The organism is Tardiphaga sp. 619_E2_N8_4 (assembly GCF_051810905.1).
GTDB classification, from domain to species: domain Bacteria; phylum Pseudomonadota; class Alphaproteobacteria; order Rhizobiales; family Xanthobacteraceae; genus Tardiphaga; species Tardiphaga robiniae.
Genome location: NZ_JBPWQJ010000001.1, coordinates 1,195,901 through 1,215,249 on the forward strand (window position 1 = coordinate 1,195,901; position 19,349 = coordinate 1,215,249).

At 61.5% G+C, this 19,349-nt stretch carries 18 protein-coding genes; 4 read left to right on the forward strand and 14 right to left on the reverse strand.

The window, feature by feature from the left end:
• Positions 1-2: 2 nt before the first annotated feature.
• From AB8A23_RS05700 to AB8A23_RS05735, 8 genes are all read right to left on the reverse strand, one after another.
• A complete protein-coding gene (locus AB8A23_RS05700) occupies positions 3-896 on the reverse strand; it encodes an alpha/beta fold hydrolase (protein WP_439060569.1) in 894 nt (297 codons plus the stop codon).
• Positions 897-923: 27 nt separating this feature from the next.
• The gene (locus tag AB8A23_RS05705; protein WP_089263684.1) at positions 924-1,454 is read right to left on the reverse strand and encodes a hypothetical protein; all 531 of its coding nucleotides are present in this window, start codon (positions 1,452-1,454) and stop codon (positions 924-926) included.
• A 38-nt stretch (positions 1,455-1,492) separates the two neighbouring features.
• Positions 1,493-2,896: a dihydrolipoyl dehydrogenase gene (lpdA, locus tag AB8A23_RS05710; protein WP_309941714.1), complete on the reverse strand. Its 1,404-nt coding sequence runs from the start codon at positions 2,894-2,896 to the stop codon at positions 1,493-1,495.
• A 45-nt stretch (positions 2,897-2,941) separates the two neighbouring features.
• On the reverse strand, positions 2,942-3,688 hold the full coding sequence (locus tag AB8A23_RS05715) for an SDR family oxidoreductase (RefSeq protein WP_439060176.1): 747 nt from the start codon (positions 3,686-3,688) through the stop codon (positions 2,942-2,944).
• Entirely contained in the window at positions 3,685-4,116 is a 432-nt protein-coding gene (locus tag AB8A23_RS05720; protein WP_120287625.1) for a VOC family protein, read from the reverse strand. The genes AB8A23_RS05715 and AB8A23_RS05720 overlap by 4 nt, the downstream gene beginning before the upstream one ends.
• A gap of 12 nt (positions 4,117-4,128) precedes the next feature.
• Positions 4,129-5,373, reverse strand: a complete 1,245-nt coding sequence (odhB, locus tag AB8A23_RS05725) for a 2-oxoglutarate dehydrogenase complex dihydrolipoyllysine-residue succinyltransferase (RefSeq protein WP_120287624.1) — start codon at positions 5,371-5,373, stop codon at positions 4,129-4,131.
• A 116-nt stretch (positions 5,374-5,489) separates the two neighbouring features.
• Positions 5,490-8,447 carry a 2-oxoglutarate dehydrogenase E1 component gene (locus AB8A23_RS05730; RefSeq protein WP_120287623.1) on the reverse strand — a complete coding sequence of 986 codons (2,958 nt, stop codon included), beginning with the start codon at positions 8,445-8,447 and terminating at the stop codon, positions 5,490-5,492.
• Positions 8,448-8,621: 174 nt separating this feature from the next.
• Positions 8,622-9,305 (reverse strand): TetR/AcrR family transcriptional regulator, encoded by a 684-nt coding sequence (locus AB8A23_RS05735; protein WP_439060174.1) that lies wholly within the window; start codon positions 9,303-9,305, stop codon positions 8,622-8,624.
• Between the two features lie 236 nt (positions 9,306-9,541).
• On the opposite strand from AB8A23_RS05735, the gene AB8A23_RS05740 reads away from it, so the two are divergent.
• The 3 genes from AB8A23_RS05740 to AB8A23_RS05750 all read left to right on the forward strand — a co-directional run bounded on the left by AB8A23_RS05740 (position 9,542) and on the right by AB8A23_RS05750 (position 12,297).
• Positions 9,542-10,084 (forward strand): OsmC family protein, encoded by a 543-nt coding sequence (locus AB8A23_RS05740; RefSeq protein ID WP_120287621.1) that lies wholly within the window; start codon positions 9,542-9,544, stop codon positions 10,082-10,084.
• Between the two features lie 69 nt (positions 10,085-10,153).
• Complete coding sequence (locus AB8A23_RS05745; protein ID WP_158596731.1) at positions 10,154-11,293, forward strand: acyl-CoA dehydrogenase family protein; 1,140 nt, start codon at positions 10,154-10,156, stop codon at positions 11,291-11,293.
• 125 nt (positions 11,294-11,418) lie between these two features.
• Positions 11,419-12,297, forward strand: a complete 879-nt coding sequence (locus AB8A23_RS05750) for a sulfurtransferase (RefSeq protein ID WP_309941730.1) — start codon at positions 11,419-11,421, stop codon at positions 12,295-12,297.
• Positions 12,298-12,419: 122 nt separating this feature from the next.
• Here AB8A23_RS05750 and sucD read toward each other — a convergent pair whose 3' ends face one another.
• The 6 genes from sucD to AB8A23_RS05780 form a co-directional block, all read right to left on the reverse strand.
• On the reverse strand, positions 12,420-13,304 hold the full coding sequence (gene sucD / locus AB8A23_RS05755) for a succinate--CoA ligase subunit alpha (protein ID WP_093757749.1): 885 nt from the start codon (positions 13,302-13,304) through the stop codon (positions 12,420-12,422).
• Between the two features lie 4 nt (positions 13,305-13,308).
• Entirely contained in the window at positions 13,309-14,505 is a 1,197-nt protein-coding gene (sucC, locus tag AB8A23_RS05760; protein WP_089263274.1) for an ADP-forming succinate--CoA ligase subunit beta, read from the reverse strand.
• A gap of 206 nt (positions 14,506-14,711) precedes the next feature.
• Entirely contained in the window at positions 14,712-15,677 is a 966-nt protein-coding gene (gene mdh, locus AB8A23_RS05765; protein WP_184512450.1) for a malate dehydrogenase, read from the reverse strand.
• A gap of 207 nt (positions 15,678-15,884) precedes the next feature.
• On the reverse strand, positions 15,885-17,069 hold the full coding sequence (gene zapE, locus AB8A23_RS05770) for a cell division protein ZapE (protein WP_439060172.1): 1,185 nt from the start codon (positions 17,067-17,069) through the stop codon (positions 15,885-15,887).
• A 65-nt stretch (positions 17,070-17,134) separates the two neighbouring features.
• A complete protein-coding gene (gene thpR, locus AB8A23_RS05775) occupies positions 17,135-17,671 on the reverse strand; it encodes an RNA 2',3'-cyclic phosphodiesterase (RefSeq protein WP_231078692.1) in 537 nt (178 codons plus the stop codon).
• A gap of 227 nt (positions 17,672-17,898) precedes the next feature.
• Entirely contained in the window at positions 17,899-18,606 is a 708-nt protein-coding gene (locus tag AB8A23_RS05780; RefSeq protein ID WP_439060171.1) for an arylesterase, read from the reverse strand.
• Here AB8A23_RS05780 and AB8A23_RS05785 point away from each other — a divergent pair.
• Positions 18,605-19,345: an ABC transporter ATP-binding protein gene (locus AB8A23_RS05785; protein WP_089263284.1), complete on the forward strand. Its 741-nt coding sequence runs from the start codon at positions 18,605-18,607 to the stop codon at positions 19,343-19,345. The two genes, AB8A23_RS05780 and AB8A23_RS05785, sit on opposite strands and share 2 nt — an antisense overlap.
• The last annotated feature ends 4 nt before the right edge of the window (positions 19,346-19,349 follow it).

A 19,349-nucleotide genomic window follows, 5' to 3' on the forward strand; every position in this document is an offset into this window, starting at 1 on the left:
ACTTAAGCCGAAGCGGTCCGGCATAGCTGCAGGACCGCTTCGGCAAACGCCTTGGGCGCTTCCTGCGGTACATTGTGGCCAACGCCCGCGATGACGCGGCGCTCGTAAGGGCCCGTAAAATACTGGCCGTGATTCTCGGAATTCTTTACGGGTCCAATGCCATCGTCAGCGCCGTGCAGAACGATAGTCGGGACATCGATCTTCGGCTGCGCCGCAAGCTGGGTCTCCAGAAAAGCATAATTCGGATCGCCGGCGACGCTGCCGGTACGGTGCATATAAGAGTGCACGACCACATCGACGAAGTCATCGTTGTCGAAGGCCGACGCCGAGCGCTCGAATGTGGCGTCATCGAATGCCCAGCTGGGCGACCACATCTTCCAGAGCAGTTTGGCTAGTGCGTCGCGGTTCTGGATCAGGCCGTTGCGGCCGCGTTCGGTATGGAAATAATACTGATACCACTGTCGCGCTTCCTGCTCGGGAGCGGACGGCCGCGCCGCATTCGTCAGGTCCTGGATGTTGTAGCCGGTGCAACTGACGAGGCCGTGCACGCGTTCGGGCCATAGCGCCGAGACGACGCAGGCCGCGCGCCCGCCCCAGTCATAACCGGCGACCAGGGCCTTGCCGATACGCAGCGCGTCCATCAGCTCCAGCAGATCCTGTCCGAGCGCAGCCTGTTGCCCCGAGCGGATGGTCGCACTGGAAAGAAACCGCGTTGGCCCATAGCCACGCAGATAGGGCACGATGGTACGAAAGCCGGCAGCGTTGATGATGGCGACCGCGTCGTCATAGCCTCTGATGTCATAGGGAAAACCATGCATCAGCAGAACGGGCAGGCCACCATCCGGTCCGCTATGTTCATAAGCAATATCGAGAAGGGGAGTTTGGATGCGTGCCAGTTCAGCCAGGTTGCTCTCCCGTTCGATCTACCGCGCCGAATGCGCCCGATGACGCAGCCGTTGTACCAGCCGCATCCAACGTGATGATGAATTGGAGCGGAACATCGCCATCGTCGCCTTGATTCTTGCAGTCACAGGCGCGACCAATTCGCCGGCCCGGCGGCGGATGTCGAGAACGAATTCGTAGAGCTTCCGAAACCAGTTCATCTGCAACAGCTTCGGCCGTGTCACATCGAAGATGAACGCAGCGACGCCGACGCCGAGAAACTTGCTGAACACGATGAGCGCGAAAGCGCTGATCCAATACTGATGCATAAGCAGCCAGGCGCCGGCCAATTTCAATGGAAATAGCAGGATCGCCGGAATAACAAACACGGCCAGCGTCAACATCGGCGACAGCCGCGCGATCCGCGCGGCCAGCCATTCCTTGAATGCGCGCAGCGGAATCGCTGCAACGATGCGCGCGACGACCGGTTCGAGATGATCCCACAGCCACGCTTCGATCAGGAAGATCAAAGCGAGGAAGAACCATAGCGGCTGCAGCACGCGTCGCATCATGGCGTTCGTCTCCCAGCCGGCGTCGCGCCGGCCGTGACTCACATATGGATAGCGCGCTTGGCTACTGCAAATGCAGCTTCCTTCACCGCCTCGGAGCGGGTCGGATGGGCATGGCAGGTGCGGGCCAGATCTTCGGCGGAACCGCCAAATTCCATCAGCACGCAGGCCTCGTGGATCATTTCGCCGACTTCGCGGCCGATCATATGTACGCCGAGCACGCGATCGGTCTTCGCATCTGCGAGAATCTTCACGAAACCATCGGTAGTCTGGTTGACCTTGGAGCGGCCATTGGCCGTGAACGGGAACTTGCCGACATTGTAAGCGATACCGGCAGCCTTGAGCTCTTCCTCGGTCTTGCCGACGGCGGCGACTTCCGGCGTGGTGTAGACGACGCCCGGGATGACGTCATAGTTCACATGACCGGCCTGGCCGGCGAGAAGCTCGGCGCAGGCAACGCCTTCGTCTTCCGCTTTGTGCGCCAGCATCGGGCCCGCGACGACGTCGCCGATAGCGTAGACGCCCTTCACGTTGCTCGAGAAGTGATGGTCGATCTTGACGCGACCGCGTTCATCGAGCTCGACACCTGCTTCCTTGAGGCCAAGCGCTTCGGTATAAGCGACGCGGCCGATCGCCACGAGAATCACGTCGGCTTCGATGGACTCGGCAGCGCCGCCCGCGGCTGGCTCGATCTGCGCCTTCAGTTTCTTACCGGACGTATCGACGCCGGTGACCTTGGCGCCGAGCTTGAAGGTCATGCCCTGCTTCTCGAGCATGCGCTGGAACTGCTTAGCGACTTCGCCATCCATGCCGGGCAGGATACGGTCGAGGAATTCCACGACGGTGACTTCGGCGCCGAGGCGGCGCCACACCGAGCCGAGTTCGAGGCCGATCACGCCGGCGCCGACCACGATCATCTTCTCCGGCACCTTGTCGAGGGACAGTGCGCCGGTCGACGACACGATGCGCTTCTCGTCGATCTCGATGCCCTTCAGCTTGGCGACGTCAGAGCCGGTAGCGATGACAATGTTCTTTGTCTCCAGCGTCTGGGCCTTGCCGTCGGCGCCGCTGACTTCGACCTTGCCGGTGCCGAGCACACGGCCGGTGCCCATCACGACGTCGATCTTGTTCTTCTTCATCAGGAATTCGACACCCTTGACGTTGCCGTCGATGCCTTGCTGCTTGAAGTTCATCAGCGCCGGAAGATCGAGCGTCGGGGCGGACACCTTGATGCCCATCTTGGCGAAGGAGTGGCCGGCTTCCTCAAAAAGCTCTGACGAATAGAGCAAAGCCTTCGAGGGCATGCAGCCGATGTTCAGGCAGGTGCCGCCCAGCGTGCTGTTCTTCTCGACGACGGCGACCTTCATGCCGAGCTGCGCCGCGCGAATCGCGCAGACATAACCGCCGGGTCCGGTGCCGATAACAACGAGGTCGTAAGAAGCCATGATGCAGTCCTGTATTGTCTTCAGATGATATGGGGTGTCAGAGCCTCAGCGGCCACCGGACACGTCGATAATGGTGGATGTGACGTAAGAAGCCTCGTCCAACAGTAACCAGACGATGGCATTGGCAACTTCATCCGCAGTGCCGACGCGCTTCATCGGTACGTTGACGGAAAGACGATGCGCGCGGTCCGGCTCGCCGCCTGACGCGTGAATATCGGTATCGATCAAACCCGGCCGAATGCCGGCAACGCGAACGCCTTCGGCTGCGACTTCGTGTCCCAATCCGATGGTGAAGGAATCGATCGCGCCCTTCGAGGCGGCATAGTCGACATAGGTGTTCGGCGCACCTAGTTTGGCGGCTACCGATGACAGATTGACGATGACGCCACCCTTGCCGCCATGCTTGGTCGACATCCGTTTCACGGCTTCGCGGGCGCAGAGAATGCTTCCGGTGACATTCACCGTCATCATGTTGGCGATGCGTTCGGCAGTCATCTGATCGACGCGGATGGAAGGGCCGACAATGCCGGCATTGTTGACCAGGGCGCCGAGAGGACCAAAGGCGTCCGCTGCCTTGAACAGCGCAAGAATGTCAGCCTCGGAGCCGACATCGCATTTCACCGCGATGGCCTTGCCGTTGGTCGCTTCGATCTTCGAAACGACCTCGTTGGCGGCGGCTTCGTTGCTGGCATAGCCGACGACGACCTTGAAGCCACGTGAGGCCGCCAGCAGCGCGGTGGAACGACCGATGCCGCGGCTTCCGCCGGTAATGATCACGACGTTGTCGCTCATGCGTCGCTCCCGGTGAGTGCGGCGTTGAAGGACCAGATGTGTCCGAACGGATCGCGAATGGTGCCGTAGCGGGCCCCCCAGAAAACATCCTGAGGCGCCATCACGACTTCTGCTCCCGATGTTTCCGCGCGGGCGATCGCGGCGTCGACATCTTCAGGCTTGGGCAGATTGATATTGATCGTCATGCCGGCGCCGCCGCGGGTCTGCGGCGACAGGATGTGGCCACCAAACTCGGGAAATTCGTCATGCAGCATAACTTCGCTGCCGAACATTTCGAGATTGGCGTGCATGACCCGCTTGCCGTCGTCGGCCATTGCGTGGAACGAACACTTCGCGCCAAGCGCCTTCTCATAGAAGGCAATGGCTTCAAGCCCACCCTTGACGCAAAGGTGGGCCTGAATTGGCGGAGGGTTCGGTCCGAACGCCATGGCGACCTCGGGTTAGAGATCCAGAACGAGACGGGCCGGATCTTCCAGGCTTTCCTTGACGCGAACGAGGAATGTCACGGCTTCCTTGCCGTCGATGACGCGGTGATCGTAGGACACCGCCAGATACATCATCGGGCGGATCTCGATCTTGCCGCCGACCACGACCGGACGTTCCTGGATCTTGTGCATGCCGAGGATGGCCGACTGCGGTGCGTTCAGGATCGGCGTCGACATCAGCGAGCCGTAGATGCCGCCATTGGTGATGGTGAAGGTGCCACCCTGCATTTCGTCGATCTTGAGCTGGCCGTCGCGGGCGCGCTTGCCGAAATCTGCAATGGTCTTTTCGATGTCGGAGATCGACTTGGTATCGCAGTCGCGCACCACGGGAACGACGAGGCCCTTGTCAGTGCCAACGGCAACGCCGACGTGATAGTAGTTCTTGTAGATCAGGTCGGAGCCATCGATCTCGGCATTCACGGCCGGAATATCCTTCAGCGCCTGCACGCAGGCCTTGGTGAAGAAGCCCATGAAGCCGAGCTTGGTGCCGTGCTTCTTCTCGAACACATCCTTGTACTGCGAGCGCAGCGCCATCACGTTGGTCATGTCGACCTCGTTGAAAGTCGTCAGCATCGCGGCGGTGTTCTGCACGTCCTTGAGGCGGCGCGCGATGGTCTGACGCAGGCGCGTCATTTTCACGCGCTCTTCGCGGGCAGCATCGTCAGCGGGTGACGGCGCACGTACCTGCACGGCGGCGGCAGACTGATTGATCGGCGTGGGTGCCGACGCAGCCTTTTCGATCGCAGCGAGCATGTCGCCCTTGGTCACGCGGCCATCCTTGCCCGAGCCGGGGACGGTGGCGGCATCGATGCCGCTCTCGGCCGAGATCTTGCGGACCGACGGCGCCAGCGGCGCATCGACGGGTGCAGACTTTTGAGCGGGAGCAGGCGTAGCAGCGGCGGGTGCGGCGGCCGGAGCCGGGGCAGCGGGCTTCGCGGGAGCTGCAGCCGGCTTGGCGCCGACGGCACCATCGGTGATCTGGCCGAGCAGTGCGCCGACGGCCACGGTCTCGCCGTCCTTGGCAACGATCTCGCCGAGCACGCCAGCGGACGGCGCGGGCACTTCGATTGTGACCTTGTCGGTCTCGAGTTCGACCAACGGCTCGTCAACGGCGACGGCATCGCCGGCCTTCTTGAACCAGCGGCCGATGGTGGCTTCCGTCACGGATTCGCCGAGCGTGGGAACGCGAATTTCAGTCATTGTCTATTTCCTCTTGTGGCGTGGCGACCCGCTCGGTCATTCCTGCCTGAACTTGAAATCGATGGGGATATGCGAACGCCCCGCGGGTGCGGGGCATTCGCCAATAGAATGGAGGCTTAGCCGAGCGCTTCGTCGAGGAAGGCCTTGAGCTGGGCGAGATGCTTGGACATCAGGCCGGTGGCGGTCGCTGCCGAAGCAGCGCGGCCGGCATAACGCGGACGCTTGTGGGTGGCGTTGATCTGGTTGAGCACCCATTCAAGATACGGTTCGATGAAGTGCCAGCCGCCCATGTTGCGCGGCTCTTCCTGACACCAGACGAATTCCGCACCCTTGAAGCGGGTCAACTCCTGCACCAGCGTCTTCAGCGGCACCGGATAGAGCTGCTCGATGCGCATCAGGTAGACGTCGTCGATGCCGCGCTTCTCGCGCTCCTCGTAGAGGTCGTAATAGACCTTGCCGGAGCACAGCACGACGCGACGGATCTTGTTGTCGGCAGTGAGCTTGATCTTCTCGTCCGGCAGCTTCTCCGCATCGTCGAACAACACGCGATGGAACGAGGTGTCGGCGCCGAGTTCGCTCAGCTTCGACACCGCACGCTTGTGGCGCAGCAGCGACTTCGGCGTCATGACGATCAGCGGCTTGCGAATCTCACGCTTCAACTGACGACGCAGCATGTGGAAGTAGTTGGCCGGAGTGGTCGGATAGACCACCTGCATGTTGTCTTCCGCGCACATCTGCAGGAAACGCTCAAGGCGTGCGGAGGAATGCTCCGGGCCCTGGCCTTCATAGCCGTGCGGCAGCAGGCAGACGAGGCCCGACATACGCAGCCACTTGCGTTCGCCCGAGGAGATGAACTGGTCGAACAGCACCTGTGCGCCGTTGGCGAAGTCGCCGAACTGCGCTTCCCAGATGGTCAGCGCCTTCGGCTCGGCCAGCGAGTAGCCGTATTCGAATCCGAGCACGGCTTCTTCGGACAGCAGCGAGTTGATGACCTCGTAGTGACCCTGGTCGGGCTTGAGGTGGTTGAACGGCGTGTAGCGGCTTTCGTCTTCCTGGTCGAACAGCACCGAATGGCGCTGCGAGAAGGTGCCGCGCTCCGAGTCCTGGCCGGACAGCCGGACATGGTGGCCTTCTTCCATCAGGGTACAGAATGCCAGCGCCTCGCCGGTCGCCCAGTCGATGCCTTCGCCACTGTCGATCGCCTTGGCGCGGGTGTCGAGAAAACGCTGCACCGTGCGGTGAACGCGGAAACCATCGGGCACCTTGGTGATCTTGGCGCCGATCTCCTTCAGCGTCTTGACGTCGACGCCGGTCACGCCGCGACGGGGATCTTCCTCCTGGTCGGCATATTTGAAGCCGGCCCACTTGCCGTCGAGCCAGTCAGCCTTGTTCGGCTTGTAGCCGGCGCCGGCTTCGAGCTCGGCATCAAGACGGGCGCGCCAGTCGGCCTTCGCCTTGTCGACTTCGCCTTCGGTCATCACGCCATCGGCGATGATGCGCTTGGCATAGATATCCAGCGTCGACTGATGCGCGCCGATCTTCTTGTACATCACCGGCTGGGTGAACGCCGGCTCGTCGCCTTCGTTATGGCCGTGGCGGCGATAGCAGAACATGTCGATGACGACAGGCTTGTGGAACTTCTGCCGGAACTCGATCGCGATCTTGGCGGCGAACACCACCGCTTCCGGATCGTCGCCGTTCACATGGAAGATCGGAGCATCGATCATCTTCGCAACGTCGGACGGATAGGGCGACGAACGGGAGTAACGCGGATAGGTGGTGAAGCCGATCTGGTTGTTGACGATGAAGTGGATCGAACCGCCGGTGCGATAGCCCTTCAGGTCCGACAGCGCGAAGCATTCCGCAACCACACCCTGACCTGCGAAGGCCGCATCGCCATGCATCAGCAGCGGCAGCACTGAAATACGCTGGTCCGGTGGATCACCATTCTGGTCCTGCTTGGCGCGGACCTTTCCGAGCACCACGGGATCGACGATTTCAAGATGCGACGGGTTCGCCGTCAGCGATAGGTGGATATTGTTGTTGTCGAACTCGCGATCCGACGAGGCGCCGAGGTGATACTTGACGTCACCCGAGCCTTCGACCTCGTCCGGATTGGCCGAACCGCCTTTGAATTCATGGAACAGCGCGCGGTGCGGCTTGCCCATCACCTGGGTCAACACATTGAGGCGACCGCGATGTGGCATGCCGACGACGATGTCACGGACACCCAGGCTGCCGCCGCGCTTGATGATCTGTTCCAGCGCCGGGATCAGTGATTCGCCGCCGTCGAGGCCGAAGCGCTTGGTACCGGTGAACTTGACGTCGCAAAACTTCTCGAAGCCGTCGGCTTCGACCAGCTTCTGGAGGATGGCGCGGCGGCCTTCCGGCGTGAAGCTGATTTCCTTGTCCGGGCCTTCGATACGTTCCTGGATCCACGCCTTCTGCGCGCGGTTGGAAATGTGCATGAACTCGACGCCGAGGGTCTGGCAGTAGGTGCGCTGCAGGATCGCAACGATCTCACGCAGCGTGCCGTATTCGAGGCCGATGACGTTATCGAGGAAGATCTTGCGGTCGTAGTCGGCATCGGTGAAGCCGTAGGAGCGCGGATCGAGTTCCTCGTGATCCTTCTGGCCTTCGATGCCCAGCGGATCGAGATTGGCGTGGAAATGGCCGCGCATGCGGAAGGCGCGGATCAGCATCAAGGCGCGCACCGAATCGCGCGTCGCCTGATTGATGTCGCCGGTCGGGGCGGCAGCACCGGGCTGCGCGGTCTTGGCGGCGAGCTTGGCACTCATCACCTTCTCGACCTGGGCCCAGTTGCCGTCCATGGCGGAGGTCAGGTCGTCCTTCGGCGTCAGCGGCCAGTTGGCCTTCTCCCAGGACGGGCCTTCGGCGTTCTTCTGAACGTCGGCGGGCGAGTCCTTCAGGCTCTTGAAGAACTCCTGCCACTCGGCATCGACCGAGGAGGGGTCCTTTTCGTAACGGGCATAGAGTTCGTCGATGTAAGTGGCGTTTGCGCCTTGCAGAAATGAGGAGAGTGCAAAGGCGGCGTTCGCGTCCTGGCGAGACATGATGGCGTCCTGATTTGGTATCGCGCGGAAATTTTAACGAGGGCTGATCCGGTTGCCGGACCATCCTAAAGTCGAGCGAGCTTCTACCCTATTTAATCCGAATGTGCGCCCTGAAAAGCACGAAGAACTGAATATTTCGTCAATTCTTTGTGCGCGAGATTTTGTCCGCTGATTTCAGTCGACGACACTGAGGTCTTCCTTGGCCAAAGCGGCGGCGCCGCCTTGCAGTCCGGCGCGTCGGGTGCGGCGGATTTTGGGCGGTCCGCAGGCCTCGTCGAGCAGGGCATTGGCGGCCATGCCGGCGGCGTCTGCCACGGTCGGATCGCGGGTCACCATGGCGGCGACGATGGCGCCGTCCATCAAGAGGCCGATCTGGTGCGCGAGAAAGTCCGGCTTCTTGGCGCCGGCGGCCTCGGCCAGTCCGGAGATGTGCTTGAGAATGAATGATTTATGCCGGATCGTGATGTCGCGCAGCCGGGTCTCGTCCTTGGCGTGCTCGCCGACTGCATTGATGAAAACACAGCCATAATAGGTCTCTTCGGCAAACCAGCTCTTCAGCGCGGGGAAGATCGAATCCAGCTTTTCGCGCGGGGTTTTGGCGCGTTCCACGGCCGCAATGAACCAGCCGCGCCAGGTCTCGCTCTCAGCCCCGAGCACGGCGTCGACCAGATCGTCCTTGGATTTGAAGTTCTTGTAGAGCGTGGTTTTGGCCGTGCCGGCCTCGCTGACGATGGCGTCGATACCGGTGGCATTGATGCCATTTTTGCAGAACAGCCTTGTCGCCGCGACCATCAGCCGCTCGCGCGGCGTCACCTGCGGAACACTGCTTTCGACGGCCTGCGGCATCGCATCGGTCATGCCCTGTCATATGTCATGCCGCGCGCGACGTGCAAGCGATCATCGGTTCCTGACCAATATTCGAGCGGGCAAACGCCGGCTTGGCGCGTTAAGCGGCAGTCTGGCCGTCGACCTATTTTGCGCCATTCACCCAACCAACTGATATCGCCGTGCTTTCAGGCTTCGCGCTCACTGGCATGCTTTCTGCAAAGCTACAGAACGTTCTGTATCTATCCATTGTCCAAGGGAGAAACCAAATGACTGCTGTTGCCGCCAAAACCGCCCTGACCGGCTGCCTTGCGCCGATCGACAAAGGCGGGCTCGAACAGCTGATCGCCAACGGCAAAGCCAATCCCAATGTCATCAAGACGCTGAAGTGCAAGACGGTGGCCGAGGGCAAGTTCCGCCACGCCAACTACATCCGCAACCTGCCGCCTTACATCGTCGATGAGCCGCCGGCGCTGCTCGGCGACGACACTGCGCCGAATCCGTCAGAGGCGTCATTGGCGGCGCTTGGCTCCTGCATCGCCGTCGGTCTGCACGCCAATGCCGTGCATCGTGGCTGGACCGTCAACAAACTCGAACTGCAGCTCGAAGGCGATCTCAACATCACAGCTGTCTGGGGCACCGGCGATATCAGCGAGAAGCCGGTCGGTTTTACCGATGTGCGTATCAAGGTCGACATGGAATGCGAAGGCGTTCCGCAGGCCGAGATCGATGCGCTGATCGATCATGTCAAGAAGTGGTCGCCCGTCGCCAACACCTTCACGCGTCCGGTCAATCTCGAAGTCTCTGCCTGAATGTGAGGTCGCGCGGTCGCAGCGATGCGGCCGCAACTTCTCTCTTCCTTGCGCGTGACGGAGATCGACATGACCACGACGGCAGTGCTGCGGAAATCGGATGATGTTGAGGTGACGGATGACACGCCGTCGCTTGTCGAACGAATGGCCGCCGTCGCGCGCACGGATCTTTCACCGATCGCTTTGGAGATCGATGAAGGCACGATCTATCCCGATCGGGCGCTGCGCCGTCTCGGGGAGGTCGGTGCCTGGTCCGCACATGCTGATCTCGGTGAAACCATCGCGGGCATCACCACCATCGGCGAGACCTGCGGCTCCACGGCCTTCATGGCGTGGTGCCAGAACACGCTGGTCTGGTACATTCTCAACTCCGACAACGCCGCGCTGAAGGCGAAGTATCTGAGCGATGCCGCAAGCGGCAAACTGCTCGGCGGCACCGGCCTCTCCAATCCGATGAAGAGCTTCTTTGGCATCGAGAAGCTCAAGCTGAAAGGTCGCCGCACGGATGGCGGCTATATCGTGCGCGGTGCGCTGCCATGGGTGTCGAATCTCGGCCCCGACCATATGTTCGGCACCATCTTCGAACTCGATGACGGCTCCGGCGAGAAGGTGATGTTCCTCGCCGAATGCGCCGACGAGAATCTCTCGCTGACGCCATGCAAGCCGTTCCTCGCGATGGATGGCACCGGCACCTACGCCGTGCAATTTCGCGACGTCTTCATTCCAGACGATCAGGTGCTCGCGGCGCCGGCGATGCCTTTCGTGAAGAGAATTCGCGCCGGGTTCATCCTGATGCAGATGGGCATGGGCCTCGGGCTGGTGCGCGATTGCGTTGCTATCATGCATAGCGTCAAGCCGTCGCTCGCCCACGTCAATTGCTTCCTGCCGCAGCAGCCCGAGGATTTCGCCGGGCTTCTCGCGAAAATGGAGGCCGAGACGATGATGCTCGCCGCCACACCCTTTGACACGAGCAATGCCTATTGGCGTAGCGTCGTCGAACTGCGTCTGCGCGCCGGCGACGCCGCCGTCGCCGCAGCCCATGCAGCGATGCTGCATTGTGGCGCGCGCGGCTATCTCAAATCGCACCGCGCCCAGCGCCGACTGCGCGAAGCCTATTTCGTGGCGATCGTCACCCCCGCCACCAAGCAGCTCAGAAAAATGCTCGCAGACAATGCGCGCGAATATCAGGGAGACCAGGGCGGGGCGTGATCCCGATCATGCAAATGATCCCGATCACGCGAACGGAAAGCGAATTGACTTAAGTCACGGTGAAACGACAGGCGATCCAGCACAAACGACTCAACAACGACGGTTCAACACAGTGGAGGCTTTCAATGGCTGAAGTTCTCATTTCCGCAGACGACCTCGTCACGTTCATGAAGTCAGAACCTTGTGTCATCATCGACACGCGCAATCCCGACGCCTATGCGGCCGGGCATATCCCCGGCGCCGTCAATCTCCATGAGATCTTTACGTTCCTCGCCACCTCGACGCCCGAAGGTATGGACGAGTTGAAGAAGAAGTTCGCTGCGGCCTTCGGCGGTGCCGGCCTGTCCGGCAACGAGACTGCGGTGATCTACGAACAGTCGATGAATTCGGGCTTCGGCCAGTCCTGCCGCGGCTACTTCCTGCTGGAGTTTCTTGGCTATCCCAAGATCAAGGTCCTGCATGGCGGCTTTGAAGCCTGGACCATGAAGGGCCTGCCGACCACCACGGATGTTCCGACGCCGACAACAGCATCCTTCGTTATCAAGCCGGAAGCCGGTTCGATCCTGATCGATGCGGGCACTATGCAGGGCGCGCTCGGCAATCCGTCGATCGCCATCCTCGACGTGCGCGATGTCGATGAATGGATCGGCGAAAGCTCGTCGCCTTACGGCAAGGATTTCTGCCCGCGCATGGGCCGCATCCCCGGTGCGGTCTGGATCGAGTGGTACCGCATGATGAAACCGACATCGGAAGGACCGCGCTTCAAGTCGAAGAACGAGATCCTCGCCGAATGCGCGACCGTCGGCATCACGCCGTCGACCACGGTGTATCTCTACTGCTTCAAGGGTGCGCGGGCGTCGAACACGTTTCTCGCGCTGAAGAACGCAGGCGTGGCTGATGTCCGGATGTATTTTGGTTCGTGGAACGAATGGTCGCGCGATACGAAGTATCCAATCGAGGAAGGTTTGCCGCTGGTTGGCGAGAAGCAGGCGCAGGCGGCGTAGAACTCCAGTGTCCTCGCCCGGCCGAGCGCGCACTTGGACCGGGCGATGACAGTCAAAGTGTCAAAACAAAAGGCCCGCTCTCGCGAGCGGGCCTTTCTTATTCTCAACTCCTCGAGCTCAGCTTAGCCCTTCAGCACATCCACCAGCGTGGTGCCGAGGCGCGCGGGCGATGGCGAGACGCGGATGCCGGCGGCTTCCATGGCTGCGATCTTCGACTGGGCGTCGCCCTTGCCGCCCGACACGATGGCGCCGGCATGACCCATGCGACGGCCGGGAGGTGCGGTGACGCCGCCGATGAAGCCGACCATCGGCTTCTTGCGGCCGCGCTTGGCTTCGTCCTTGATGAACTGTGCCGCGTCCTCTTCCGCCGAACCACCGATTTCGCCGATCATGATGATCGAGGTGGTCTTGGGGTCGGCCAGGAACATCTCGAGCACGTCGATGAATTCGGTGCCCTTGACCGGATCGCCGCCGATGCCAACCGCCGAGCTCTGGCCGAGGCCGGCCTGGGTGGTCTGGAACACGGCTTCATAGGTCAGCGTGCCGGAGCGCGACAGGATGCCGACGCTGCCGGGCTTGAAGATGTTGGCCGGCATGATGCCGATCTTCGATTCACCGGCGGTGACGACGCCCGGGCAGTTCGGCCCGATGAGGCGTGACTTGGAGCCGGACAGCGAACGCTTGACGCGCACCATGTCGAGCACCGGAATGCCTTCGGTGATGCAGACGATCAGCGGGATTTCCGCGTCGATGGCTTCGCAGATCGCGTCCGCAGCACCCGGCGGCGGCACATAGATCACCGACGCATCGGCGCCGGTCTTGTCGCGGGCTTCGGCCACGGTGTCGAACACCGGCAGGCCGATATGCGTCGAGCCGCCTTTGCCCGGCGAAGTGCCGCCGACCATCTTGGTGCCGTAGGCAATCGCCTGTTCGGAGTGGAAGGTGCCGTTCTTGCCGGTAAAGCCCTGGCAGATGACCTTGGTGTTCTTGTCGATCAGGACGGACATCGGCTTACTTTCCCTTCACGGCGTTGACGATCTTCTGAGCGGCGTCGTCGAGATCGTCGGCGGGCAGAACGTTGAGACCGGATTCACGGATGATCTTCTTGCCTTCCTCGACATTGGTACCTTCGAGGCGGACAACCAGTGGCACCTGGAGGCCGACAGCCTTCACTGCGGCGACAACGCCGGCAGCGATGACATCGCACTTCATGATGCCGCCGAAGATGTTGACCAGGATGCCCTTCACGTTCGGATCGGCAGTGATGATCTTGAACGCTGCGGTCACCTTCTCCTCGGAAGCACCGCCACCGACGTCGAGGAAGTTGGCCGGGCTTTCGCCATAGAGCTTGATGATGTCGAGCGTAGCCATTGCGAGGCCCGCGCCGTTGACCATGCAGCCGATGGTGCCGTCGAGCGCGATGTAAGCGAGGTCATACTTCGATGCCTCGATTTCCTTCGCGTCCTCTTCCGTGGTGTCGCGCAGCGCGACGATTTCCGGGTGACGATACAGCGCGTTCGAGTCGAACGACATCTTGGCATCGAGGCACTTCAGCTCGCCCTGCTTGGAGATGATCAGCGGATTGATCTCCAGCATGTCCATGTCCTTGGCGATGAACGCAGTGTAGAGCTGCGACACCAGTTTTTCGGCCTGCTTGGCGAGATCGCCCTTGAGGCCCAGCGCCTGAGCCACGGTGCGGCCGTGGTGGCCCATCACGCCGGTGGCCGGATCGACCGAGAAGGTCACGATCTTGTCCGGGGTGTTGTGCGCGACTTCCTCGATGTTCATGCCGCCTTCGGTCGAAACGACGAAAGCAACGCGCGAGGTTTCACGGTCGACGAGCAGCGAGAGGTAGAATTCCTTTTCGATGTCCGAACCGTCTTCCAGATAGATCCGGTTGACCTGCTTGCCCGCCGGGCCGGTCTGTTCGGTCACGAGGGTCGCGCCGAGCATTTCCTTGACGAACTGCTTGGTCTCGTCGATCGACTTGGCGAGGCGGACGCCGCCCTTGTCGCCGGCCGATGCTTCCTTGAACTTGCCCTTGCCGCGGCCGCCGGCGTGGATCTGGCTCTTCACCACCCACAACGGACCGCCGAGCTGCTTGGCGGCAGCTTCCGCTTCCTCGGCCTTGAGGATGGGCACGCCCTTGGAAACGGGCACGCCGAATTCCTTCAGCACGGCCTTCGCCTGATATTCATGGATATTCATAAGTTGCTCCCGAACCCCGGATGGTGAACTTGGAATTCACGTCATTTTCTTTGAACTGGCATACCGTATACCAAGCATGCTGCAAGTCAAAGCCGACGATAATTCCGCGTGACGGACGAATTGGCTGAGGGGTTCGTTGCAGTGTTTGCCAATGTCGTCAAATGCAAAACCGGCACCCCTAGGGTGCCGGTGAAGTGAGCTTGATCTTAGCCGAGCAGATCGGGTGCGATCTTCTTGCAGGCGTCCATCAGGCCGACCACCGAAGCCACCGACTTGTCGAAGCCTTCCTTGTCCTTGCCGGCGAGTTCGATCTCGACGATGCGCTCGACACCCTTGGCGCCGATCACGACGGGAACGCCGACATACATGTCCTTGACGCCGTATTCACCGTTCAGGTGCACGGCGCAGGGCAGGACGCGCTTCTTGTCCTTGAGGTAGCTCTCGGCCATCGCGATGGCCGAAGCGGCCGGAGCGTAGAAGGCCGAACCGGTCTTCAGCAGGTTGACGATCTCGGCGCCGCCGTTACGGGTGCGGTCGACGATTTCGTCGATGCGAGCCTGCGAGGTCCAGCCCATCTTCACGAGGTCGGGCAGCGGGATGCCGGCAACGGTCGAATACTTGACCAGCGGAACCATGGTGTCGCCGTGGCCACCGAGCACGAAAGCGGTGACGTCTTCGACCGACACATTGAATTCATCGGCCAGGAAGTAGCGAAAGCGCGCCGAGTCCAGCACGCCGGCCATGCCGACGACCTTGTTCGCCGGAAGACCGCAGGCCTTCTGCAGCGCCCAGACCATCGCATCGAGCGGATTGGTAATACAGATCACGAAGGCATTCGGGGCGTACTTCTTGATGCCTGCGCCAACCTGCTCCATCACCTTGAGGTTGATCGAGAGCAAGTCGTCGCGGCTCATGCCCGGCTTGCGCGGCACGCCGGCGGTGACGATGATGACGTCCGAACCTTCGATCGCCTCATAGGAGTTGGCGCCGGTCAGCTTGGAGTCAAAGCCGTCGACCGGTGAGGACTGCGCGAGATCGAGCGATTTGCCCTGCGGCACACCTTCCGCAATGTCGAACATCACGACGTCGCCGAGTTCTTTCAGGCCGACGAGGTGAGCAAGTGTTCCGCCGATCTGACCAGAACCAATCAATGCGATTTTGTTACGCGCCATGGGAAATCTATCCTTTAAGCCCGAAGGGGTAGGGAGGGAGCAGGAAATGCTGACAGGCTGGTTATCCCTTTCGCGGACACCGTTCAAGTCGGGGCCTGCCCAATTGTCGAGCGCCGGCCTGCAATGCAAATTATTATGAGCAAACCGGAAATTGGAATCGCTCGCGAAAGTACCGATTCCGCTTTGATATCGATCCAATCGCGCGCGTCAGGTTTCGACAAGGCCCGTGGTGGCGCCTGACGCCGTGGAATCGCTGCGGCCATGGGGCAGGGCCAGATATGTTTCTGAACCCATCTCGAACAGCCGCGACGCGGTCCGCGCGAATTCCATTGCCTCGAAACCTTCGCTGGCCTGATACAGCGCGTGCGGTTCGCCGGCCGCCGAGGCCATCAGCTTCACGGCATTGTCATAGAGCGTGTCGATGAGTGCGATGAAGCGTTTGGCGGCGTTGCGGTCGCCGTAGTCCATCATCGGAATATGTTCGATGAACAGCGTGTGATAGTCGTGCGCCAGTTTCAGATAGTCTGACGCGCCAAGCGGCTTCTCGCAGAGGTCGCCAAATGAAAACCGGGCCACGCCCTGCGCTTCCAGGGGAACACGCAGCGTGCGGCCCTTGATCGAGATATCACGCGACCTTGCCGGTGCGCCGCCCGTGAGCTTTGCCCAGGCCTTGTCGAGCGCGGCCTTTGCTGCATCATCGTCCGGCACCAGCCAGCTCTTTACGCCGGCCAGCTTTTCCAATCGATAGTCTGTGCGCGAATCCAGTTTGCGCACTTCCATATGATCTTCGATCTGTTTGATGAACGGCAAAAACAGCGCGCGGTTGAGACCGCCTTTGTAGAGATTGACGGGTTCGACGTTTGACGTCGCGAAGACGACGGTGCCGAGTTCGAACAGCCGTGCGAATAGTCGGCCGAGGATCATCGCATCGGCGATATCGGTGACGTGAAATTCGTCGAAGCAGAGGAGCCAGGCTTCGTCGAAGATCGAATTCGCCGTCAGCGCGATGACATCGCCGTCGGGGAGCTCGCCGCTCGCGATTTTCTGGCGAAAATTATAGATGCGCTCATGGGTGTCGGCCATGAACTCATGGAAATGAGCGCGACGCTTGTGCGTGACTGTGCTGGCTTCGAAGAACAGGTCCATCAGCATGGTCTTGCCGCGGCCGACCTCGCCATGGACGTAGAGACCGCGCGGCGGTTGCATATCCTTGTCGCCGAACAGGCGTCCAAAGAAGCCCTGCTTGCGCGGTGGCTTATAAGTGAACAGCGCAACGTCGAGCGCCGCGATGGCCTCGACGGCGCCGGCCTGCGCCGGGTCAGCCTCGATGGCGCCGGAGGCAACGAGGGCTTGATATTGTTCGCGGAAGGATTGAGGAGGGCTGGACGACATGGGGCCCTAACGGCCCCATGCGCCCGGAAAATGCAAGATGCGAATTGGTCGAAGCGGATATGCGCTCATGCGCAGAGCGCGTAGGAATCCTCGACCAGATAAGGGCCGCCGCCCGTGGATGCCCGCGAGGAGAACAGCACGAAGCGCGAGGCGGTGAAGATCTTCGTCGGGAAGTAGCCCCGCACCGAAAGATAGTCGGCGACGTCGCGGTCGCAGGAGTCGCGCAATCGGGCCAGCGTGACATGCGGCGTGAATTTCCGGCCCTCGGGCTCGAGCCCGCAGCGGCGGACCAGCCGTTCCAGTTCGGATTGCAGTTCAAGCAGCGGACGGCTCGGATCAACCGAGGCGACGACAGCGCGGGGCTTCTTGCCGCCGAAGCTCGACAGGCCGCGCACCGCGACCTCGAAGGGGCGGCGTTCCACGCGCGACATCAGATCGGCGATTTCGTTGGCGGAAACGCCATCGATGTCGCCGATGAAGCGAAGCGTGACATGATAATTTTCGGGATCGATCCAGCGTGCGCCTGGCAGGCCGCCACGCAAATTGGCCAATGTCTGGCCGATCTCGGCTGGTATCTCCAGTCCGGCGAACAAACGCGGCATAGTCAGCTCCTCTTTGCCGGGGCGCGATTTTCGCCGAAAGGTGCTGACTACGGTGTGCTTACGCACGCCCGCACCCCTCGGCGAAAATCATGCCCGAACAAACGAGCCGGTGACGAATCACCGATGTCTTTTTTTATCCGACTTCTGTGACTCTGCGAAGCAGATGCCGCGCTCGGTGCATGAAGGTTCCGTGAAAAACCGTCATTAAGGTTGAGGCTGCCTGTTTCTCAACTGCGTTGCCCAGCGATCGTGCCGACAAATGCCTCGACGCTGGGCAGGATGTTTTTCACGACGATGTCCACGCCCTCCGCTGTCGGATGCATCGCGTCGGCCTGGTTGAGCTTGCTGTCCCCGGCGACGCCTTCGAGAAAGAACGAATAGAGCGGCACGCCAAATTGCTTGGCGAGATCCGGATAGATCGAATTGAACTTTTCCGCATAGTCGGCGCCGTAGTTCGGCGGTGCCACCATGCCGCAGAGAAGCACGGCGATGTTGCGGGCCTTCAGCCGCGTCAGAATCTCGGTGAGTGCCGCACGCGGGACCTTCGGATCGGTGCCGCGCAGCGCGTCGTTGGCGCCGAGTTCGACGATCACGCCCTGCGTCCCCTCGGGCACCGACCAGTCGAGCCGCCCGAGGCCGCCCGAAGTGGTATCCCCGGATACACCGGCATTGATCATCTCGACCTCTATCCCCTTGTCCTTCAGGGCCTTTTGTAGCCGGGCCGGAAACGCGGCTGCCGCCGGCAGGCCATAACCTGCACTCAGGGAGTCCCCGAGCACGACCAGTTTGACGGGCTTGGCCGTGCCGGTGGCGGCCGTCTGCGCCGTAGCGGTGGGGATCGGAAGTGCGACCGTCAGCCCGGCGACGACCAGCCACATAAACGTGCGCAGCAGCCCCTCGACCGCCGCAAACGAAGTGCCATATGAAGCTCGCATGGATACTTTCATTGAAGCCTCATCATCGGCCGGCGTTTCGCCGGACACCATTTCAATCTCTAACATCAACCTCTCGCTCGGCACCGGCGCCGCGCGGGTGCATATCCTCAAGGATATCAGCCTGCGCGTCGGATCGGGTGAAGCGATCGGGCTGATTGGCCCGTCGGGCTCCGGCAAGTCCACGCTGCTGATGGTGATGGCGGGGCTGGAGCGTCCTGACTCCGGTCAGGTGGTGGTCAATGGCACCTCTTTCAATGATCTCGATGAGGACGGATTGGCGCGGTTTCGTGGCCGTCATGTCGGCATCGTCTTCCAGTCCTTTCACCTGATCCCGACCATGACGGCGCTGGAGAATGTCGCGGTACCGCTGGAGCTGGCAGGTCATCCCGACCCAGCCGGCCGTGCGGCGCGCGAGCTGGAAGCGGTCGGTCTCGGCGCCCGTCTGCATCACTATCCGACCCAGCTTTCTGGTGGCGAACAGCAGCGCGTCGCGCTGGCGCGCGCATTGGCGCCGGATCCCGCGATCCTGGTCGCCGACGAGCCGACTGGCAATCTCGACGAATCCACTGGCGGCCAGATCGTCGATCTCTTGTTCGCGCAGCACGCGCAGCGCGGCATGACGCTGGTGCTGGTGACGCACGACAATACGCTGGCGCATCGCTGCGATCGCGTGGTGCGATTACGTTCCGGTCGGATCGATGGGCCCGCCACCGAGCGCAACTGGGTCGAGACGGCCTGATCCG